This is a genomic window from Affinundibacterium baiyunense (assembly GCF_018139645.1).
Taxonomy (GTDB): Bacteria; Pseudomonadota; Gammaproteobacteria; order Burkholderiales; family Burkholderiaceae_D; genus Undibacterium; species Undibacterium baiyunense.
The window spans coordinates 478,177-497,575 of the sequence record NZ_JAGSPM010000001.1 but is presented as its reverse complement, the minus strand read 5'-3'; the positions used below and the strand labels follow the sequence as shown (position 1 = coordinate 497,575).

Genomic DNA, 19,399 nt, shown 5'->3' with positions numbered 1-19,399 from the left:
ATTTGTTCGGATATGTTCGATTTAAGATGCTGTCGATGCTGCGGCTTTTTCGTCTATCACCTGTTGGATGACTTTGCTCAACATAGAAATCATGGTGTCGATTTCTTCGTAGCTGACATTCAGCGCGGGCATGAAGCGGAGTAGGTTAGGGCGTGGAGAATTGATGAGTAAACCAATCGGCTCCAGATCGCGTGCGACTTCGACCAAACGTGGGCCGATATCGCTGCCGAGTTTAAGTGCGCGCAATAAGCCTTCACCACGTTCGCCTTCCATGCCGAATTGCTCAGATAGCGTATTAAGTGCTTTGCTCAAATACGCGGATTTTGCTTTCACTTCATCTAAGAAGCCTGGTGCGGTCAAGGCCTTGATAACAGCCAAACCGACCGCCGTCATCAATGGTGCTCCGTTATAAGTGCCACCTTGGTCGCCAGGTACGAAGCAGGAAACTTCTTCTTTCGCTAATAAGGCTGCGAGTGGCACGCCGCCGCCTATGCCTTTACCCAAGGTCATGATGTCTGGCTCTATACCTGAGAGTTGGTAGCCAAATAATTCGCCTGTACGTCCCATGCCTGTTTGCACTTCGTCGACGACCAATAAAATATTATGTTGCTTGGTCAGCGCACGCAGAGCTTGCATGAATTCGCGACTCGCTGGAATCACGCCGCCTTCGCCTTGCACAGGCTCTAACATGACTGCCACGGTTTTGTCGTTGATGAGTTTTTCAACTGAGGCGATATCGTTTAAATCGGCTTTGGGAAAGCCGGTGACTTGCGGTGCAAAGATCGTATCCCAACCCGGTTTGCCTGAAGCAGACATGGTAGCCAAAGTACGGCCATGGAAGCCGTGATCGAAAGTGATAATTTCAAAAGCGCCGTTTTTATTTTTTTGTCCCCATTTACGCGCTAATTTAATCGCACCTTCATTTGCTTCGGCACCGCTATTGGCAAAGAAGACGCGATCAAAACAAGAATGTTGGGTTAGTTGATCCGCCAACTTGACCATGTTTTCGTTATAAAAAGCAGGTGAAGGATTGAGCAATTTTCCCGCTTGAGCGACCACCGCATCGGTGATGCATTGAGGAGAGTGCCCTAAGCAATTAACCGCCCAGCCTTGCAAGTAATCAAGGTAGCGTTTGCCATTATGGTCAGTCAGCCACATGCCTCGGCCTTCCGTAAACACCAACTCAGGACGTGGTGTGATGTACATCAGGGCATTGACGTTGTACTGACTAAATTCCATTTCAAAACTCCTCAAAGAAGAAAGCAAAGACTAAAAATCCGAAATTAAATATAAAATTAAATACAAAAACAGAATAAGCGAAAGATGTTACCGCAGAACGACCAGTCTCAGCATACGTCAGCAGATCCACCATCACATCCACAAGCACGCAAAAAAAAACCACAGGGTTTGAGCCTGTGGTTTTATCGTGATCTTGCTTTTCTTACGCGCAAGACTTCCCAGGCTCGGTGTCCGAACGGCGACGTCGAGCGATATTTGGAGAAGACATGTCGGTAAAATTTTTCATTTGCGTAGTGTAACGGTTTTTTTGCGGTTTTGTACGATGCAAACCTGAAATAAATCAAAAAAAATGAAAAATAATTTCATCGTTTTAAATAAATTAGTTTTTTGCTAAATCTGCTTCCGATGTGAATGAGTCCGCATAAAACTCGTCCGCAGGCAAATGTGATTTCGCAACAAAATCCCGTTTTGCTGACTCGATCACGATAGGAGCGCCGCAGGCATAGACTTGATAGCTCGATAAATTGGCATAGTCATCCAACACTGCTTGATGTACGAATCCTGTGCGACCTTGCCAATCATCTTCGGCATTCGCATCAGACACGACAGGCGTGTATTGGAAGCCTTCCAATGTGTTCGCCCATTCTTCACATAGCGCGTGCATATACAGATCTTGTGGTCGACGACCTCCCCAGTACAAATGAACAGCGCGCTTCGAGTCGATATGAATTAACTGCTCAACGATGGCTTTGATCGGTGCAAACCCAGTGCCGGATGCCAGCAAAATCATCGGCTTATCGGAATCCTCTCGCAGATAGAAACTACCTTGCGGACCTTCAAAGCGCATGATGTCGCGTTCTTTGAGCGTAGAAAAAACTTGATCGGTGAAGTAGCCGCCTGGCATGTGGCGTAGGTGCAGACTTAGTGGACCTTCAACATGCGGCGCATTGGCGAGACTATAACTACGGCGTTTGCCATCTTTTAAGAGAAATTCGATATATTGCCCCGCACGATAATTGAATTTCTCTGCAGCGGGCAATTGCAATTCAATCAGCATCACGTCATCCGATAACTTTTCTAATTTAGCGATGCGGCTTGGGAGTTTTTTGATTGGGTAGTCGTCATCCGCTAACATTTCACGTGCTTCGATAGTAAGGTCAGTTTGCGGTTTGGCGCAGCAGAATAGTGCGCCACCTTGTGCTTCTTCTTCATCGCTCAAGGCTTTTTGTTGATGGTTGCCGTGGACAACTTGACCAGCGCTGACTTTACCTTTGCATGATCCACATGCCCCGTTTTTACAGCCGTATGGCAAAATGAGCCCCGCTCGTAAGGCGGCAGTTAATACGGTTTCATCGTCGTCGCATTGAAATTGACGACCGCTTGGTGAAATAGTTATTTGAAACGTCATACGATTCCTGAAATTAAAACGAATAATATAAATCTCATGCAGCCAAGTATTTCTAATGAACGCCGAAGCAATAAATTTGCGAAACAACGATGCCTAATTATTGGCTGCGGTGATGTTGGCATGCGCCTGCTACCACATCTGCGTGAGCACTTTCGGATATTTGCTGTGACTAGCCAAGCTGTCGGTTCAGTGCGTTTTGCACAGTTGCGTGCAGCAGGAGCAATCCCTGTTTTTGCCGATTTAGATCAAGCTCATACATTGAAACGATTAGCTGGACTTGCTGATGTGATTGTGCATCTGGCACCGCCTCGTGGCGAAGGGACGATTGATGGCAGAACACAAAATTTGCTGACTATTTTACCTGAGAAGGCACGCCTTGTTTATATTAGTACGACTGGGGTCTATGGCGATTGCATTGGCGCAGAATTTGATGAGACGCGTACATTAAATCCGAATAATGCAAGAGCAAAGCGTCGCGTATCGGCTGAGACCATGTTGCGCGCATGGGCAAAACGGCGCGGGGCAAACTTGTCCATTTTGCGAGTTCCGGGGATTTATGCAGCAGATCGCTTGCCAATTGAGCGTTTACGTAAAGCGACACCGGCTTTAAATGAGGCTGATGATGTTTATACGAACCACATTCATGCTGAAGATCTCGCGCTATTGATTAAGTTAGCAATTTTTCGAGCACGTCCAAATCGTGTCTATCACGCAGTTGATGATAGTGATTTGAAAATGGCGGATTATTTCGATCTTGTGGCAGACCATTTTCAACTAGCGCGTGCACCCCGGCTTGCTCGAAAGGAATTAGAGCAGCAAGTATCTCCTATGCTACTTTCATTCATGTCTGAGTCACGTCGCTTAAAAAATCAGCGGATTAAGTTGGAATTGGGCGCACGTTTGTTGTTTCCGACAGTTGCAGATGCATTGAAACAAATTTCTAGTTCGTCTTATCTGTCTTGAATTTGTAAGGCGGCAAAGCTCGCGCTGCAGGAGTACAATGCAGTTTCTCTAATTTAGATTCTGGTTTGTCATGAGCATCCAAGTAATAAACACCGATCCATTTGCCAGTTTGAATGTCGATTTGCATTGTCATTCAACCGTTTCCGACGGGGTTTTGTCACCTGCCGAGGTGGCGCAGCGTGCGCATGCGCAGGGCGTTGATGTTTGGGCATTAACCGATCATGATGAAGTAGGTGGAATTGTTGCAGCGCGCGAAGCCGCCACTGACTTGGGAATGCAGTTTGTGACTGGCTTGGAGATTTCAGTTACTTGGGCAAATAAGACCATTCATATTGTTGGTTTAAATATTGACGAAAATAATCCTGATTTATTGGCAGGATTAATTAAAACTCGATCTGGACGCCAGCGTCGAGCCGAAGATATGGCTGCTGACTTAGCGAAAGCTGGAATTTCAAATTGCTATGCGGGAGCGCTGAAGTATGTGGGTAATCCTGATTTGATTTCACGTTCACATTTCGCCCGTTATTTGGTTGAAATCGGTGTGTGCGAAGACGTATCTGCCGTCTTTAAGTCTTATTTGATCGAGGGAAAACCTGGCTATGTGCCGCATCGTTGGGCAAATCTGACCGAAGCCGTGAATTGGATAAAGGGCGCGGGCGGCGTCGCAGTTGTCGCGCACCCAGGGCGTTATGATTTAAGCCCATTGGCATTTGATGCCTTTTTTAATGAGTTTAAGGCGCTTGGTGGTGGGGCGATTGAAGTTGTGACCGGAAGTCATACTGTTGATCAATATGACGAATACACTAAAATTGCTTCGCGTTATGGATTTATGGCATCACGTGGATCGGATTTTCACGCGCCCGACGAACATTCCCCCGATCTTGGTCAACTGCCCAATTTATCGAAAGAGTTAATTCCCGTTTGGCGTACGTGGGCAAAGTGATTAATTCTTAATCTAGGTAAAATACCTCTTGAAAATGGCGACAAGAGAACAATATTAGGTCACGAGTAAATGATTGCTGGTCTCGAATTTGGAGAAATATTATGAAACGTATCGTGTTGTTTTTAGCAACCAATATTGCAGTCATGCTGGTAATGACGGTGATTTTGTCTTTGCTTGGTGTGAATAATTATTTGACCGCAAAGGGTTTAAATCTTGGCAGTCTTGCTGTGTTCTCGTTGGTAGTTGGTTTTACTGGTGCAATTTTTTCGTTATTGATCAGTAAGCCGATGGCAAAATGGTCTACAGGCGCACGAGTAATCGATAACCCATCATCATCGACTGAATTTTGGTTGGTCAATACAGTGAAGACCTTGTCTGAGCGTGCAGGTATTGGTATGCCTGAGGTGGCCGTTTATAACGGTGAACCAAACGCGTTTGCTACTGGCGCATTCAAAAATTCTGCTTTGGTAGCAGTTTCCACTGGTTTGTTGGAAAGCATGACCAAGGAAGAGGTTGAAGCGGTATTGGGCCATGAAGTTGCGCACATCGCTAATGGTGATATGGTTACTATGACTTTGATTCAAGGTGTGGTGAATACTTTTGTGGTGTTCCTGTCGAGAATCGCTGCTTACGCCGTGGATAGTTTCTTGTCTAAAAATGATGAAAATCATACGCCCGGCATTGGTTTTCATATCGCTTCATTTGTATTCCAAATTCTCTTTGGAATCGGTGCGTCCTTGATCGTTGCTTGGTTCTCGCGTCAACGAGAATTCCGTGCAGATGCAGGAGCTGCGAGATTGTTGGGCGACCGTCAACCAATGATTAATGCCTTGGCGAGATTGGGTGGCATGGCTCCTGGCGAGTTGCCGCAATCAATGGCAGCTTCGGGTATTAGTGATAAACCGGGTTGGGGTGAGTTATTTTCTACACATCCACCGATGGCGCAACGTATAGCGGCACTACAACAACTAAAATAATCAAATGATGATCAACGGAGGCTAAGCCTCCGTTGTCTATTTCTATAAGTCGTTTTATGAGTCAATTTTTTCAAATACATCCAGATAATCCGCAGCTTAGGCTGATTAAACAAGCAGCGCAAATCATCCATCAAGGCGGCATCGTTGCTTTACCAACCGATTCTTGCTATGCCTTGGTTTGTCACCTTGACGATAAAGACGCAGTCATGCGCTTACGTCGAATTCGTGGCGTTGATGATAAACATCATTTGACGCTATTGTGCCGCGATTTGTCAGAAATCGCGCAATACGCCAAGGTCGATAATCGTCAGTTCCGTATGTTAAAAGCGGCAACCCCTGGACCGTTTACTTTTATTTTAGAAGCGACAAAAGAAGTGCCTCGACGTCTGAGTCATCCATCTCGCAAGACCATTGGTTTGCGCGTTCCTGAGAACGCAATTACGCATGCTTTATTGGATGAGCTGCAGCAGCCATTGCTTGGTACAACTTTAATTCTTCCAAACGATGAAGAGCCATTAACCGATGCGGAATTAGTGCGTGAACGTTTGGAAAAACAAATTGATTTAGTTATCGACGGCGGTGCTTGTAGTTTGTCACCAACGACCGTGATCGATATGACACACGAAGCGCCTGAATTAATTCGTTTAGGCCGTGGAGATGTTGCGCTGTTTGGATTGTAGTGTCGAAGTCGTGATAAGGCTTAGAAACCTCGGTGCAAATCAGCCTTAATTCTTAATGATTCTTAATAATTCTTAATTCGACATTTAAGCAGATATCTCAAGCCGATTTTTGAAACTGATATCACAAGCAGAAAGCTTAAGCTAATAGCCTAAGCCTATAACAAAGGAATTTATGGATGCCTTGATTCAAACCGTCGCTGTTTATGCAATACCCGTTATTTTGGCAATCACCTTGCACGAGGCTGCACATGCGTTTGCAGCAAAATACTTTGGTGATTTGACAGCATACAGTCAGGGAAGGATGAGTCTTAATCCTGTGATGCATATTGATGTATTCGGAACCATCATTATTCCTTTGTTGCTTTACTTTAGCACTAACGGTGAATTTATTTTCGGCTATGCCAAACCAGTTCCCGTGAACTTTGGAGCCTTGCGTAAGCCCAAGCGCGATATGGCATGGGTAGCACTAGCAGGACCTGCTGCTAATTTTGTGATGGCATTTCTCTGGATGGTTTTAGCCTTACTCCTTGTTAGTTTGCAAGTTGAGCAGGAGTTTTTTTATCGCATGGCGCAAGCTGGATTAATGACGAATTTAGTGATGTTTGCGTTTAACTTGTTCCCAATTCCTCCTTTGGATGGTGGTCGAATTGTGGTGAGTCTCTTGCCCAATCGTCAGGCATATCAATTTGCAAAAATTGAACAATACGGATTTTTTATTGTGTTGGCGCTAGTCTTTTTGAAGGTGCTGCATGTTTGGATGTACCCGCTCATGTCGGCCGCCCAATGGCTGTTGCAATTGTTCTTAACGCCTTTCGTTTTGTTATTGTCGTGATGTCGCCTGCTAGCCAGCCATCTGATTGGGTGTTGCGATATATGACGGAAATTCCGCGCGCAACCGGACCTGTTCTGGATCTTGCCTGTGGTAGTGGGCGTCATTCACGTCTTTTGAAGGAAGCTGGTTACGAGGTTTGGGCAGTTGATCAACGCGCTGATTTGCTGGATACGTTAAGGCCTTTGGGTATTCGCTGCTTTGAACTTGATTTGGAGTCGGCAGATTTTGTTTGGCCATTTGAAGACCATCAATTTGCGGCTATCGTGGTGACGAATTATTTGCATCGTCCTTTAATGCCTAAATTACTCGAATCTATTATGCATCATGGTCTGCTAATTTACGAAACCTTTGCCGTTGGCAACGAACAATTTGGTCGCCCGCGTAATCCCGATTTTCTGCTTGCTGAAAAGGAGTTGTTAAATCATTTTGTCTTCACTCAGCAGCAAAGTGGACGCCAGCAATGTCTTGGTTTTGAACATGGTTTTGTCAACCAGCCATCACCAGCCATCGTTCAAAGAATTTGTGTACGTAAATTACGCAGCCAAGAGTGAGTAAGATTGTAGTGACGCGTAGTTTTTTTTGATTTCTAATACTTTGCCATTTGATTGAGCTAGTTTTTATTTGCGAATCGATTTTGTTCATTGATTGTGCTTGAATCTATCTTCGATTCTCTCCCATAGCAGGTAACGATCCGCTACAATAGTGGCTTTACTTTTTCCACGTGCTAAGATGACAATGATACAAGGAAGTTTGGTCGCGATTGTGACCCCAATGCATGACGATGGTAGTCTCGATATTCCAAGCTTGCGTAAGCTGATTGATTGGCATATTGCTGAAGGGACTGACGGCATTGTTATAGTAGGAACAACAGGCGAGTCTCCGACAGTAAGTGTGGAAGAGCATTGTGAGTTGATTCGTATCGCAGTCGAACACACCAACAAACGCGTTCCGATTATTGCTGGTTCCGGCGGAAATTCAACAGTAGAAGCGATTGCTTTGACGAAATTTGCGAAAGAGGCTGGTGCGGATGCTTCTTTGCAAGTCGTGCCTTACTATAATCGTCCGACGCAAGAAGGTATGTATCAACACTTCAAGAAAATTTCTGAGTCCGTTGATATTCCGATTATTTTGTATAACGTTCCAGGTCGTACAGTTGCTGATATGTCCAATGAAACGCTTGTACGTTTAGCTCAATTGCCAGGCATCGTTGGTATCAAAGAGGCGAGCGGCAATATTGCACGTGATTTAGAGTTGTTGCGCTTGCTGCCGAAATCATTCGCGGTGTATTCCGGTGATGATCCTACCGCGATGACCTTGATGTTTTGCGGTGGTAAAGGGAATATCTCAGTCACTGCAAACGTCGCACCACGTGCAATGCATGAATTATGTGCGGCAGCAATGAATGGCGAGATTGCAAAGGCCGTTGAGATAAATAATCGCTTAATTCCGCTACATGCGAAATTATTTGTGGAGCCAAATCCAGTCCCTGTCAAATGGGCCTTGGCTGAAATGGGATTGATTCCTAAGGGAATTCGTTTGCCATTGGTTAGCCTTTCTACGCAATATCATGATATTGTTCGTTCCGCTTTACGTGAAGCTGGTGTGCTTTAATTAGAACATCAGACGAATGCATGGTTTATTGTGTTCTGGAATGCCCAGTTTTACGCCAGCAATCGTGTTTTCATGCATATTTAACTGATTACAATTCGTAGGGATTTTCACATGGCAAAAAGCGTTGTTGCTAATAAAAAAATGGTTCGTGCTTTAGCATTGGCTGGTGTAATTGGAGTTGCAAGTATTTCTACTGGTTGTAGTTTTGTTGGAAGTATTGCTGAGTCAAATCGTATTGATTATAAGAGCGCGAGTAAGGCAAAGACGACTTCTTTGGAAGTTCCACCGGATTTGACACAAATTCGTCGCGATAGCCGTTTTTCGATCCCTGATGCTGACCAGGGTAGTGCAACTGCATCGGCTTATGCAGCCAAACGTGCCGGCGGCGCGGTTGCCACAGCTAATGGTGTAGTCGCTCCGAATCAATTGAAAGATATGCGTATTGAACGCAACGGCACACAACGTTATTTGGTTGTGAAGCAAACGCCGGAATTGTTATGGCCGCAGTTGAAAGATTTTTGGCAAGAGCAAGGTTTCTTGATTAATGTCGAGAATGAAGCCACTGGTGTGATGGAAACTGATTGGGCTGAAAATCGTGGAAAAATTCCACAAGATTTAATTCGTTCAACTATTGGTAAGGTATTCGATGGTTTATATTCGACTGGTGAACGTGACAAGTTCCGTACCCGTGTTGAACGTAGTCCAAATGGCGAAGTCGAGATTTACGTCAGTCATCGCGGCGCCCAAGAGGTTTTGACTGGTAGCGATAAGAGTAATACTGCTTGGACTTCTCGTGCTAATGATGCTGGATTAGAAGCAGAGTTCTTATCACGTTTAATGCTTCGTTTAGGCGCGGATGAAGTGAAGGCGAAAGCAGTGGTTGCAGCCGCCGCAGCGCCGACGGATAAAGCGCCAGCTAGTACGGATGCGCCACGTTCTAAATTGCTGAGTCTCAATGATTTAAGTTACTTAGAGACTGACGAAGGATTTGATCGCTCATGGCGTCGAGTTGGCTTAGCACTTGATCGCATTGGCTTTACGATTGAAGATCGTGATCGCTCCAAAGGAATCTATTTTGTGCGCTATATCGATCAAGATATTGATGCGAAAACCAAAGGTGCGAGTGAAGGCTTCTTTGCAAAATTATTCTCTTGGGGTTCTAGCGATGCCGCCAAAGATGGTGAAAAATATCGAATCTTAGTGCGTGATGCAGGTGAGGTTAGTCGCGTTACAGTTCACGGCGAAGATGGCAAGGTTTCAGCGACACCAGTGGCGAATAAGATTTTAAAAGTTCTTAATGAACAGTTGAAATAAGTAATAGAAAGCGGATTTTGAAATTCGCTTTTTTTATGTCGATTATTTCGTACTTGCGAGCTATCTGACGAGTTATTGCTAAAACCAGTTATTTACAAATCGATAGACTTAAAAAAAGCCGGTCAAAGACCGGCTTTTTTCTAAAAGTAATAAATTACTTAGATGCTGCTGCAGAAGCTGCTGCTGGAGCTGCTTCAGCTGCTGGAGACGCTGCAGATGCTGCTGCGTCAGCTGCTGGTGCAGATGCTGGAGCTGCTTCAGCTGCTGGTGCAGATGCTGGTGCAGATGCTGGAGCTGCTTCAACAGCTGGAGTAGAAGCTGGAGTTTCAGCTGGTTTGTTGCATGCTACCAAAGCTACTGCCAACATAGAAACGAGCAAAAGTGATTTTTTCATGTTTTTACTTTCAAAAAATAGATCTAAAAAAACAACAAACTTGCGATGAATAATTACCGGTAATTATCGCTCAATAGGTTAAGTCGTCGGCATAAAAATCAAGTAGATTTTACATGTCCTTCGAAACTTTCCTAACCGCGAATTATAATGAATTTTCTGTCAATCGAATATACTTGATTGCGCTTTTTTCTAAAAAAGTCAGCTTATTTATGCATTTTTACTTGAATACTGACATTCCATGTTGTAAGTCGATCAAAAAGGTACAAAAGCGAGCAAATCCACACCTTGTTTGTCACAAATTTTTACTTTTTGGAAAGCTGTAACCAGCCATCTTCATACCAAATACAAAAGGCTTCGAGCACATCGTCTGAAGCTTTTGCAATCTCTTCTGAACTGAGGAAGCGCTGGTTGGCTAACAAGCTAAGGATTTGTTTGTCACTCTTTCCGACACTAAAAGATTCGCCATTGATAAATACATGTTTTGCTTGATATAGCATTTGTGTTTTTAGCGCAAGCTTGACACCATGCTTGAGCGCCGCGGTAGTAAATTTTTGTGGCGAGAATGGTTTCTCAGGTGAGTCGAAAAAAACACTGGCTTTAGGTTCAGTCAAATATTCACCCAAGAAGATAGTCATGTCTTCTTTGCCTAACTTTATTTTCTCAAGTTCGGCGCATATTTTTTCTATCATCGCTGTGCCCAATTCCGCTGGATTTTTGCTCGCTTCGAGTTCAGGGTCGGCATACCTGCCAGGTAGATCAATCGTGTCTGCCATGAACTGCAAAAAGCCTTCACCTAGTTCTTGAAACGAAGGTGATTTGAAACCAATTGAATACGTCATACATTCACCAAGAGCTACACCATCATGGGCGTAGTGTGGTGGTAAGTACAGCATGTCGCCAGGTTCTAATATGTATTCCTGCTCTGGTTTGAAATTGCGCAGTATTTTCAGCGGCATTCCTTCGATCAAGCTTAGATCTTTTTGTGCACTGATCTGCCAGCGGCGCTGGCCATGTGCTTGCAGCAAGAAAACATCATAAGAATCAAAATGTGGACCAACACCACCACCTTCACGTGCGTAACTGATCATTAAATCATCCAGCCTTGCATCAGGTGCAAATCTAAACTGGCGGAGTAATTCATCTGCTTTGGCTTGGTGAAGATTGACGCCTTGAATCAACAGCGTCCAGTCCTTCTTCTCCCTAACGGGGATCTTCTCGATTGGGCCATTTTTCATTTCCCAGTGTTGATTGAAAAAGCAAATCAGGCGCGATTCGACGTCGTCGCGACCCGCCATTTCAAACAGTTCTTCAGGGCTAAAAAGGGCTTTAAAGTTAGGAATTGCTTGACGAATGAGCAGTGGTTTTTTTTGCCAATAGGTAGCGAAGAATTCTTCAGGTGTAATTCCACCTAATAAAGTGAGCGCGGTCGTGTTTTTTTTCATTTTGCAAAGTCAATCGGGTGTGAAAAGTTCTGGCAGGATAAATCATCGACGTCACTTGAGGAAGGTATAATGCGTGATGTATTACAAAAGAACTGAAAATTTTAAGGAAATAGTATGAAAATTGCCAAAAATACTGTGGTAACTGTCGAGTACAGCTTGTCTGATACGCTTGGAAATCTGATTGAGCAGGGGCAAGAACCAATGGTATACCTTCACGGTGGCTACGAAAACACTTTGCCAAAGATTGAAGAAGCCTTGGATGGTCAGTCAGTTGGCTTTAATGAGACGATTCAAGTTGAGCCAGAAGACGCATTTGGTGAATATGACGCTGACTTGGTGAAGATCGAAGACCGTAGTCGCTTACCATCGCCGATTGAAGTGGGGATGCAATTTGAGGGCACGCCAGATGATGACCAGGACGGAGAAAGTTTGATTTTTACAGTGACTGAAATTGCTGAAGATAAAGTTGTTTTAGATGGCAATCATCCATTAGCAGGAATTGCGCTGCGATTTACTTTGCATGTGACTGAAGTACGCGAGGCGACGACTGAAGAAATAGCGCACGGTCATGTCCACGGTGCGCATGGTCATCATCATGATGACGAAGACGAAGATGGCGAGTATCGCAGTTATCCATTGCACTAATCATAAAAGTCGACTGGTTTAGGGCGACTTTAGTCTGATTAGGATAATCGTCGAATAATGAGGCTTATACCGAGGCTATACATTAAGTATGTATGATCTGAGATTGAAAAAATCTCAGATTTTCTTTTTTGCTTCACTGATGTTTTTGCAAAGCAGTTCGGTCGCATCAAGGACGCGCGGACCAGAGCGATGCAGCCAATCTCCAGGAATGCTGAATAAATTTTGTTTTTTGACAGCCGTTAGATTGGGAAAACTTTTCCAATCTTGAAGTAGTTTTGAATTGTCTTGACCGCTACTAAAAATGAACTCAGGATTAGCAGCAAGCAATGCTTCTAAACTAATGCTTGCACTGATTTCCTTTAAATCTGCAAAAACATTCTTGCCTCCACACAATTCAATCATCTTTGAGATGAAGTGTTCTCGATTCGTCGTCATCAGCGGACTCTTCACCATTTGATGAAAAACTGTGATTGGTTTTTCATTGTTTTTTAGCTGATAGGTGTTGCGCAAACGCTCTAGACGAACACGAAACTGTTTCGCATTATCAAATCCAATTTTTTCAGTCTTGCTTAATTGTGCGATTTTTTCGATTGAGTTGGCTATGTCTTCGTAATTACGTGGCTCACTCTCATACACTGTAATTTTATTGTCTCGCAATTTATTTGCTAGTTGTTTTGCATTGCCAGTTCCCCAAATAATCACCAAATCTGGTTTGAGTGCGAGCAGCCTCTCTAAATCAAGTGCGAAAATATTTCCTATGGATTGAATGTGTTTAGCTTGTTCGGGATAGTCACTATATTCACTAACGCCGACTAAATACTGGCCAGCGCCCGCAGCAAATACAAGTTCCGTCACATGTGGAGCAAGACTAATAATGCGTGTAGCAGGTTTCTCTATGCTAACTTTTCTTTGAGCGTCATCTTTTACTGTAATTTGCGCTTGTGCTGGCAAGCAAGTCAAGTAGGCAAGGCTAGACAAGGAAATCAAGCTGAGCAAATGCCAAAATAGGGAGTGAAGTTGATGCATAGCGTTAGCGTTGAGTGGAGTTAGATTTCCAAATTATCGATGAGGCGTGTGTTACCAAGTTTCGCTGCACTCAAGACAACCAGCGCTTCTTGATTTTCTAAATCTGCAGCGCTTGGTGCTTGCAGATCAACGCGCTTACGAATCGCAACGTAGTCGGGCTTCCACTGGCGTTTTGAGAGTTCCTGCATCGCTTGTTGTTCGATGTTAGATAAATTCAGATTACCGCCTCTTACTTCATTCGCCACCTGGTTCAGAATCTGATAAAGCATCGGGGCTTCTGCACGTTCAGTTTCTGATAAATAGCCATTTCGAGAGGAGAGGGCTAAGCCATCTTCTGCTCTCCAAGTCTCCGCAGCGATGATTTCCGTCGGTAAGGCAAATTGTTTTGCCATGTTGCGGATAATCATTAATTGTTGATAGTCTTTCTTGCCAAAAACGGCAACTCGTGGCTGTACGCAAGAAAATAGCTTGAGTACGACTGTGCTGACGCCATTAAAAAATCCTGGCCTAAATTCACCTTCAAGTATATCGCCCAAATCATTTGGTGGTTGAACACGATATTCTTGAGGTTCAGGATAGAGATCTTTCTCGGTTGGCGCGAACAAGACATACACGCCTTCTTTTTCTAGCTTCTCTACATCCGCTTGAAAAGTTCTTGGATATTTATCGAAATCTTCATTCGGACCAAACTGCAATCGATTAACAAAAATGGACGCCACTACTGGATCGCCGTGGCGACGCGCTAGACGCATGAGCGATAAATGACCTTCGTGCAGATTGCCCATTGTTGGAACAAACGCCGTTCGTAATTGACCACGTAATTGATCGCGCAATTCTTCAATGGAGGAGATTATTTTCATTTTTGGAGTTTGGAAAATTGGGTTGTTTCATGGGGGCGGCTTACGCAGGTGCGTATGCAAGCCTTACATAGATTGGGGCATAAGCCTCGGCTTGCGTAATTTCAATCAGTGTTTCTTTAGCGAGTTCGAGTAAAGCGACGAAATTAACCACCACCACAGGTGCACCACGACTAGGGTCAAATAACTCAGCAAATTCAACGAATTTACTTGATTGTAAGCGCCTTAGAATACTACTCATGTGCTCGCGAACCGATAATTCTTCGCGGCTGATCTTGTGATGCGCGACTAGTTTTGCTCGACCGAGAACTTCTGCCCAAGCTTGTTGAAGATCTGAAACGCGAACTTCGGGCCAGTGTAAGACGGTGTTTTGCTCAATGTAGACTTGTGCGTGCAGAAAGTCGCGACCAAGTTGCGGGAGTGCATTCAAATCGTACGCTGCTAACTTCATTTGCTCATATTCGAGCAATCGGCGTACTAATGCAGCACGAGGATCGTCAGCTTCTTCGCCGTCTTGCGTCTTATTGCTTGGCACTAACATGCGAGACTTAATCTCTATCAGCATGGCTGCCATCAATAGATATTCTGCAGCCAGTTCGAGATTGTGTTTGCGGATTTGATCGACGTATTGCAGGTATTGCTGTGTTACCTGCGCCATCGGAATGTCTAGAATGTTGAAATTCTGTTTGCGTATCAAGTAAAGCAGCAAATCTAACGGACCTTCAAATGCTTCTAAAAATATTTCTAGTGCATCCGGTGGTATATATAAGTCGTTTGGCAGTTTAAACAGTGGTTCGCCATACAATTTGGCAAACGCCAAACCATCAACAACATCTGGTGTGCTGTCGTTTGCGCCAATAATTGGGAGTTCTGTCGCTGGTAGACTTTGTGTAGACATGCGTCTGAGGAATTGAAGCTGAGCGATTAAAAGTGATTTGTCAGCTTCAATTTTGCTTAGTTTTTGTTTTGATAAACATAAGCTTGCTGTTTGACGCGAGCTTCCGCGATGCGTCGTTGATTATCTAAATCAACTGGAGCTTTGTCCCACAATAAGGCGCGACCATCGCGCTGCCCTTGCTCTAAGTGTGGATTTGCTTCTTTTAAGCCATTGATAAACTGTGTGGCTTCGGATTGATAAAGAGAAAAATGTTTAGAGAATTTCATGGGATTTCAATCGAAAGAAAATGGTAGTGACGCACTTCAAATTGCTTTGTTTTGGTATATTCAGCGCAATTTTCGTATTTTACCTTGTAATCGCAAATTTACCCTTGATTAGAGTACATATTCATTGGAAATGTTGGAATCGTAATTGAGTTTGACGAATTAGCCACCCAACAGATTAGCCAAGCGTTGATTTTGCGTTGATTGCGTCTTTAAAATGCTGCATGCGATTGAGTAGTAGTGAAGGATCTGTTTCTTTAATGAGTAATGCGTTGTGTTCAGGTTTCAAAAAGCCAGAAAAAACTGCATGCTCCAGAAATTGTAGAAGGTGGTCATAAAACCCATCAGCATTTAGCAAACCTAAAGGCTTGTGATGAAAACCAAGTTGCAGCCAAGTGAACATCTCAAATAATTCTTCTAGCGTACCTATTCCACCGGGAAGTGCGATAAATCCATCCGAAAGCTGCGCCATCATGGCTTTCCGTTCGTGCATGTTGGCAACAACATGGAGTTTATTCAGCTGAGTATGGCCAACTTCTCGGTCCAATAAAGCTTGTGGAATAACGCCGGTCACATGACCGCCAAGTCGCATTACTTCGTCAGCGATGACTTTCATTAGCCCGACATCGCCACCGCCATAGACTAATTCTAAATTTTTCGCAACAAGTTGCTTAGCGAGAGATAGGGCTGCTTGTTGAAATGCGGGCGAATTTCCACTCGCTGAGCCACAGTAGACGCAAACTGATTTCATATGAATTAGGCTTCACGCTTAATTTTGAGTAAATAATCTTGTGACAGCTTTTCAAAAACTTCTTTCGTGTTGCCCCGCAAATATGGGCTGATTTGCACGATAACTTGATAGCAGCCGCGCGCCAATGATTCTGACATTGTTTGTAATTCCGTATACTTGCGCGGATTACGAACGTATTCATAGGATAGCCAGTAAGTTGCGACCACGACCATATTTGTCGCTAATGCATCCACGGTAATATCGTCTGCCTCAAATTCGCCATCGGCACGCAAACCCAAGCAGAGTTCCGTCGCGACTTTGATTTTGTGATTTAGAATTTGCTTAAAGGTGAGCTCAAGCTTTCTATTGCGTGTCAGTAAGTCGTTGAGGTCGCGATAGAAAAAGCGATAGCGCCAAATTAATTCAAAGGTGAGGTGAAGATAGATCCAAATGTCTTGAATATTGGCTTTTCGGCCTTCTGGAAAGGCCAGCTTTTTATTAATTTCTTCTTCAAATTGCACGAATAAAGAATTTACAATGTCTTCTTTGTTTCTGAAGTGATAATAAAGATTACCTGGAGATATACTCATCTCCTCGGCAATAATTGTAGTTGTGATATTAGGTTCGCCAAAGTCATTAAATAACTTTAGTGATAAATCTAAAATACGGTCTCGCGTTCGTCTTGGTGTTTTGTTTTGCATGTCGAATGCCTATTGATCTTGTCTAATCGCAAGCAGCGATCATTTGGCAATAGAATATCATTGAATCAAGCATTACCCCAAATTTACTGGCGTAGAAAAGCAATTAAGCAAAATCAAATTTGATCTGATTCAAGTTTTTTTTCTGGTTTTGGGATTTCAATCAAGCGTGTTTTTGCCAGTTTGTCATGCAAAAACTGTCCATCCTTAGTGAATAGAGCGGTCGCCGCCCAGCAGCAAAAGCCGATCACGACGGGAATCGCTAATTGTGCATTTTTTAAGTTAAGTTGATAGGCAACAACAAGTCCAGGTAAGAACCACAGCCAAGCTAAGCAATATCGCACGATTGCTTTGGTCAATGGGATGCGAGAAAAGTCATCGTTGACTAATTTGATACGCCAAGTTTGCATGGCGAGCGTCTGACCGCCACGACGCCAAAAAAACACAAAATAAGAACCAATCACAAAAAATAGAAATACTTCTCTCGCAAGTCTCAGGCTTAAAGCACTCTTGCTTTGTGTTGTTACATCAAAGATAAAACTGGCAAAAAAAATCACACCAAATACCAACGCTGCCTCGTATATGATCATACATACTAGGCGGCGTTTTAAACTTGGTGTGCTGTTGATTTGTGCTGTTTGGGTATTTCTACTTGTAGGCGAATGATTCATGAATAACTAACTTAGTCGATGGTTCTCTGTATTGACCGTTATTTTATTTGATATTCGCTTGCGATGCAGTGCTATCAGCTGGTTTTGCTGGAGGCACCTTTTTTATTGGTGCCAGCACAGGACTTGTTTTTTTCGATTCGGGTTGTATTGTTGTAATGGTTTTTTTGGATTTTGCTTGTTGGGCTAGCTTCGCTTTTTCCTCTTCGCTCAGCTGTTGATACTGTTGCCATTGCGCTGATTTTTGTTCTGGCGATTTCTTGGCGGTATTAGCAAAGTTTTCTCTAACAGACATCCTTTGCTCAGGTGTTAATTTTACCCAAGTGCGAATCCGTTCCTGAACTCTTTGTTGTTCTTCAGGTTTCATGTTGGCATATTTGTGCGCAACGGCGAGCCATTTTTTCTGGCGCGTGGCGTCCATTTGATCCCATTCATTGGCTAGCGGTGCCAATGCGCTTTGCTCATCGGGCCGCAGTTGTTTCCAACTGGTCTTTGTTGTGACTATACTTTGATTTGTTTTGGTCGGAACTGCGGAAGAGCTGACGCTTGTAGCACTAGCGGGTGCTTGCATTGGTGTAAGTGCGACAGCATTGGCCGATAAACCAACAGTCAATAAAAATACTAAGCTAGGGAAACTTGTTTGGAGCAAAAGACTCGTAATTTGCACTCTTATTCCTCTGTTTTTACTGGTGGTGTTTCTTTGTTTAAATAAGCATTAAAACCGCCATCTAAATAAGCATCAGGTGGTAATTCGTCAACTAAAACAGCTGCGTCTATCTCCGCAAGATCGTTAATTTGTTGTTCTTGTTCGTATTCGTAAATTCCATACAAGCCTATCATCAAAGCTAAGAGAGGTAATGCTATCCACATTTTCTTTACCCAGCTTTTTTGCGATATGGACTGCCCGCTATTGCCTGCCAAAATGCCGCCAAAAGCGAGTGCTCGGCTTGGTTCAGCTTGCTTTTGACGTGACAACGCTAATTGACGAGCTGCTGCCAATCGATCGAGAGTGGCTTCCGGCAAGTTTTCGCTTGATTCCGTCATTGCACGACGCACTTTGTAGGCGAAGTCAATTTCCTCTTTTTCTTTTGCGTAAGTCATAAATGTATCCCTATTGCTTTAAGTGATGCGGCTAGTGCGTGTGTCGCTCTAGAACAGTGTGTTTTCACACTTCCTTCAGAGCAGCCCATAGCAATTGCTGTCTCTGCGACATCCATGTCTTCCCAGTAACGCATCAAGAAGGCTTCTCGTTGACGCGTGGGAAGTTTTTTTATTTGATCGTCGATAATATTTAAAACTTGTTCTCTTTCCAACTTTTTTTCTGTTGATTCTGCTGCTTCGCTACCTTCTTCGGCCGCATGGATTTCTAGTAAATCAAAATTATCATCGTCTTGGTTATTTGTGCTGATATTTGAGAACAGACTTACCCAATTATTGCGTACTTTTTCACGACGAAAAAAGTCAAGAATTGTATTTTGAAGAATTCTTTGGAATAACAAAGGTAATTCTTCAGCGGGCTTATCGCCATATTTTTCGGATAATTTAATCATGGCATCTTGCACGATGTCGAGTGCTGACTCGTCATTTCGTACCATATATACAGCATGTTTATATGCCCGACGCTCGACGCCTTCGAGAAAATTGGATAATTCTTTGCTAGTTGCCATTCAGAGGGAGGATGCTTGGAAAGCGTAAAATTTCTAAAATAGTAAAGAAGTGAATCTCGATTTAAAACTGATCAACGAAATTCCAAGAAAATTGGTTTACATTGATTGTAAAAATTGTGAATTGTTGTTCACTTTAAAAGTGCG

The 19,399-nt window shown here is 43.6% G+C and carries 23 protein-coding genes; 9 read left to right on the top strand and 14 right to left on the bottom strand.

The window, feature by feature from the left end:
* Positions 1-21: 21 nt before the first annotated feature.
* Together KDM92_RS02155 and KDM92_RS02150 are read right to left on the bottom strand one after the other, a co-directional pair.
* Positions 22-1,239 (bottom strand): acetylornithine transaminase, encoded by a 1,218-nt coding sequence (locus KDM92_RS02155; protein WP_212682798.1) that lies wholly within the window; start codon positions 1,237-1,239, stop codon positions 22-24.
* 379 nt (positions 1,240-1,618) lie between these two features.
* The gene (locus KDM92_RS02150; protein ID WP_212682797.1) at positions 1,619-2,647 is read right to left on the bottom strand and encodes a CDP-6-deoxy-delta-3,4-glucoseen reductase; all 1,029 of its coding nucleotides are present in this window, start codon (positions 2,645-2,647) and stop codon (positions 1,619-1,621) included.
* A 36-nt stretch (positions 2,648-2,683) separates the two neighbouring features.
* On the opposite strand from KDM92_RS02150, the gene KDM92_RS02145 reads away from it, so the two are divergent.
* The 8 genes from KDM92_RS02145 (at position 2,684) to bamC (ending at position 9,967) form a co-directional block, all read left to right on the top strand.
* A complete protein-coding gene (locus KDM92_RS02145) occupies positions 2,684-3,610 on the top strand; it encodes an NAD-dependent epimerase/dehydratase family protein (protein WP_212682796.1) in 927 nt (308 codons plus the stop codon).
* Between the two features lie 70 nt (positions 3,611-3,680).
* Positions 3,681-4,553: a 3',5'-nucleoside bisphosphate phosphatase gene (locus KDM92_RS02140; protein WP_212682795.1), complete on the top strand. Its 873-nt coding sequence runs from the start codon at positions 3,681-3,683 to the stop codon at positions 4,551-4,553.
* 101 nt (positions 4,554-4,654) lie between these two features.
* Entirely contained in the window at positions 4,655-5,530 is an 876-nt protein-coding gene (htpX, locus tag KDM92_RS02135; RefSeq protein ID WP_189344265.1) for a protease HtpX, read from the top strand.
* 56 nt (positions 5,531-5,586) lie between these two features.
* Positions 5,587-6,210 carry an L-threonylcarbamoyladenylate synthase gene (locus tag KDM92_RS02130; protein ID WP_189344264.1) on the top strand — a complete coding sequence of 208 codons (624 nt, stop codon included), beginning with the start codon at positions 5,587-5,589 and terminating at the stop codon, positions 6,208-6,210.
* 172 nt (positions 6,211-6,382) lie between these two features.
* Positions 6,383-7,042, top strand: a complete 660-nt coding sequence (locus KDM92_RS02125; RefSeq protein ID WP_212682794.1) for a site-2 protease family protein — start codon at positions 6,383-6,385, stop codon at positions 7,040-7,042.
* Positions 7,042-7,593, top strand: coding sequence for a class I SAM-dependent methyltransferase (locus KDM92_RS02120; protein WP_212682793.1), 552 nt, complete (start codon positions 7,042-7,044; stop codon positions 7,591-7,593). Before KDM92_RS02125 ends, KDM92_RS02120 begins: the two co-directional genes overlap by 1 nt.
* 184 nt (positions 7,594-7,777) lie before the next feature.
* Entirely contained in the window at positions 7,778-8,653 is an 876-nt protein-coding gene (gene dapA, locus KDM92_RS02115; RefSeq protein ID WP_212682991.1) for a 4-hydroxy-tetrahydrodipicolinate synthase, read from the top strand.
* A 111-nt stretch (positions 8,654-8,764) separates the two neighbouring features.
* Positions 8,765-9,967, top strand: coding sequence for an outer membrane protein assembly factor BamC (gene bamC / locus KDM92_RS02110; RefSeq protein WP_212682792.1), 1,203 nt, complete (start codon positions 8,765-8,767; stop codon positions 9,965-9,967).
* 154 nt (positions 9,968-10,121) lie between these two features.
* On the opposite strand, the gene KDM92_RS02105 is transcribed toward bamC, so the two are convergent.
* Together KDM92_RS02105 and KDM92_RS02100 are read right to left on the bottom strand one after the other, a co-directional pair.
* Positions 10,122-10,361, bottom strand: a complete 240-nt coding sequence (locus KDM92_RS02105; RefSeq protein WP_189344260.1) for a hypothetical protein — start codon at positions 10,359-10,361, stop codon at positions 10,122-10,124.
* Between the two features lie 302 nt (positions 10,362-10,663).
* Positions 10,664-11,803 (bottom strand): cupin domain-containing protein, encoded by a 1,140-nt coding sequence (locus KDM92_RS02100; RefSeq protein ID WP_212682791.1) that lies wholly within the window; start codon positions 11,801-11,803, stop codon positions 10,664-10,666.
* 114 nt (positions 11,804-11,917) lie between these two features.
* Between KDM92_RS02100 and KDM92_RS02095 the strand changes: the two genes are divergently transcribed.
* Complete coding sequence (locus KDM92_RS02095) at positions 11,918-12,448, top strand: FKBP-type peptidyl-prolyl cis-trans isomerase (RefSeq protein WP_212682790.1); 531 nt, start codon at positions 11,918-11,920, stop codon at positions 12,446-12,448.
* A gap of 114 nt (positions 12,449-12,562) precedes the next feature.
* Here KDM92_RS02095 and KDM92_RS02090 read toward each other — a convergent pair whose 3' ends face one another.
* From KDM92_RS02090 to KDM92_RS02045, 10 genes are all read right to left on the bottom strand, one after another.
* Positions 12,563-13,474, bottom strand: a complete 912-nt coding sequence (locus KDM92_RS02090) for a cobalamin-binding protein (RefSeq protein WP_212682789.1) — start codon at positions 13,472-13,474, stop codon at positions 12,563-12,565.
* A gap of 20 nt (positions 13,475-13,494) precedes the next feature.
* Positions 13,495-14,334 (bottom strand): pantoate--beta-alanine ligase, encoded by an 840-nt coding sequence (gene panC / locus KDM92_RS02085; protein ID WP_189344256.1) that lies wholly within the window; start codon positions 14,332-14,334, stop codon positions 13,495-13,497.
* Between the two features lie 40 nt (positions 14,335-14,374).
* A complete protein-coding gene (locus tag KDM92_RS02080; protein WP_212682788.1) occupies positions 14,375-15,229 on the bottom strand; it encodes a segregation and condensation protein A in 855 nt (284 codons plus the stop codon).
* A gap of 56 nt (positions 15,230-15,285) precedes the next feature.
* Complete coding sequence (locus tag KDM92_RS02075; protein WP_212682787.1) at positions 15,286-15,495, bottom strand: DUF3460 family protein; 210 nt, start codon at positions 15,493-15,495, stop codon at positions 15,286-15,288.
* A gap of 175 nt (positions 15,496-15,670) precedes the next feature.
* Complete coding sequence (locus KDM92_RS02070; RefSeq protein ID WP_189344253.1) at positions 15,671-16,243, bottom strand: LOG family protein; 573 nt, start codon at positions 16,241-16,243, stop codon at positions 15,671-15,673.
* A 5-nt stretch (positions 16,244-16,248) separates the two neighbouring features.
* Positions 16,249-16,923, bottom strand: a complete 675-nt coding sequence (locus KDM92_RS02065) for a TetR/AcrR family transcriptional regulator (protein ID WP_189344252.1) — start codon at positions 16,921-16,923, stop codon at positions 16,249-16,251.
* 113 nt (positions 16,924-17,036) lie between these two features.
* The gene (locus KDM92_RS02060; protein ID WP_212682786.1) at positions 17,037-17,591 is read right to left on the bottom strand and encodes an RDD family protein; all 555 of its coding nucleotides are present in this window, start codon (positions 17,589-17,591) and stop codon (positions 17,037-17,039) included.
* Between the two features lie 43 nt (positions 17,592-17,634).
* Entirely contained in the window at positions 17,635-18,255 is a 621-nt protein-coding gene (locus KDM92_RS02055) for a DUF3106 domain-containing protein (RefSeq protein WP_212682785.1), read from the bottom strand.
* Between the two features lie 2 nt (positions 18,256-18,257).
* Positions 18,258-18,689: a DUF3619 family protein gene (locus KDM92_RS02050; RefSeq protein ID WP_189344249.1), complete on the bottom strand. Its 432-nt coding sequence runs from the start codon at positions 18,687-18,689 to the stop codon at positions 18,258-18,260.
* Positions 18,686-19,255 (bottom strand): RNA polymerase sigma factor, encoded by a 570-nt coding sequence (locus KDM92_RS02045; protein WP_212682784.1) that lies wholly within the window; start codon positions 19,253-19,255, stop codon positions 18,686-18,688. The genes KDM92_RS02050 and KDM92_RS02045 overlap by 4 nt, the downstream gene beginning before the upstream one ends.
* Positions 19,256-19,399: the final 144 nt, after the last annotated feature.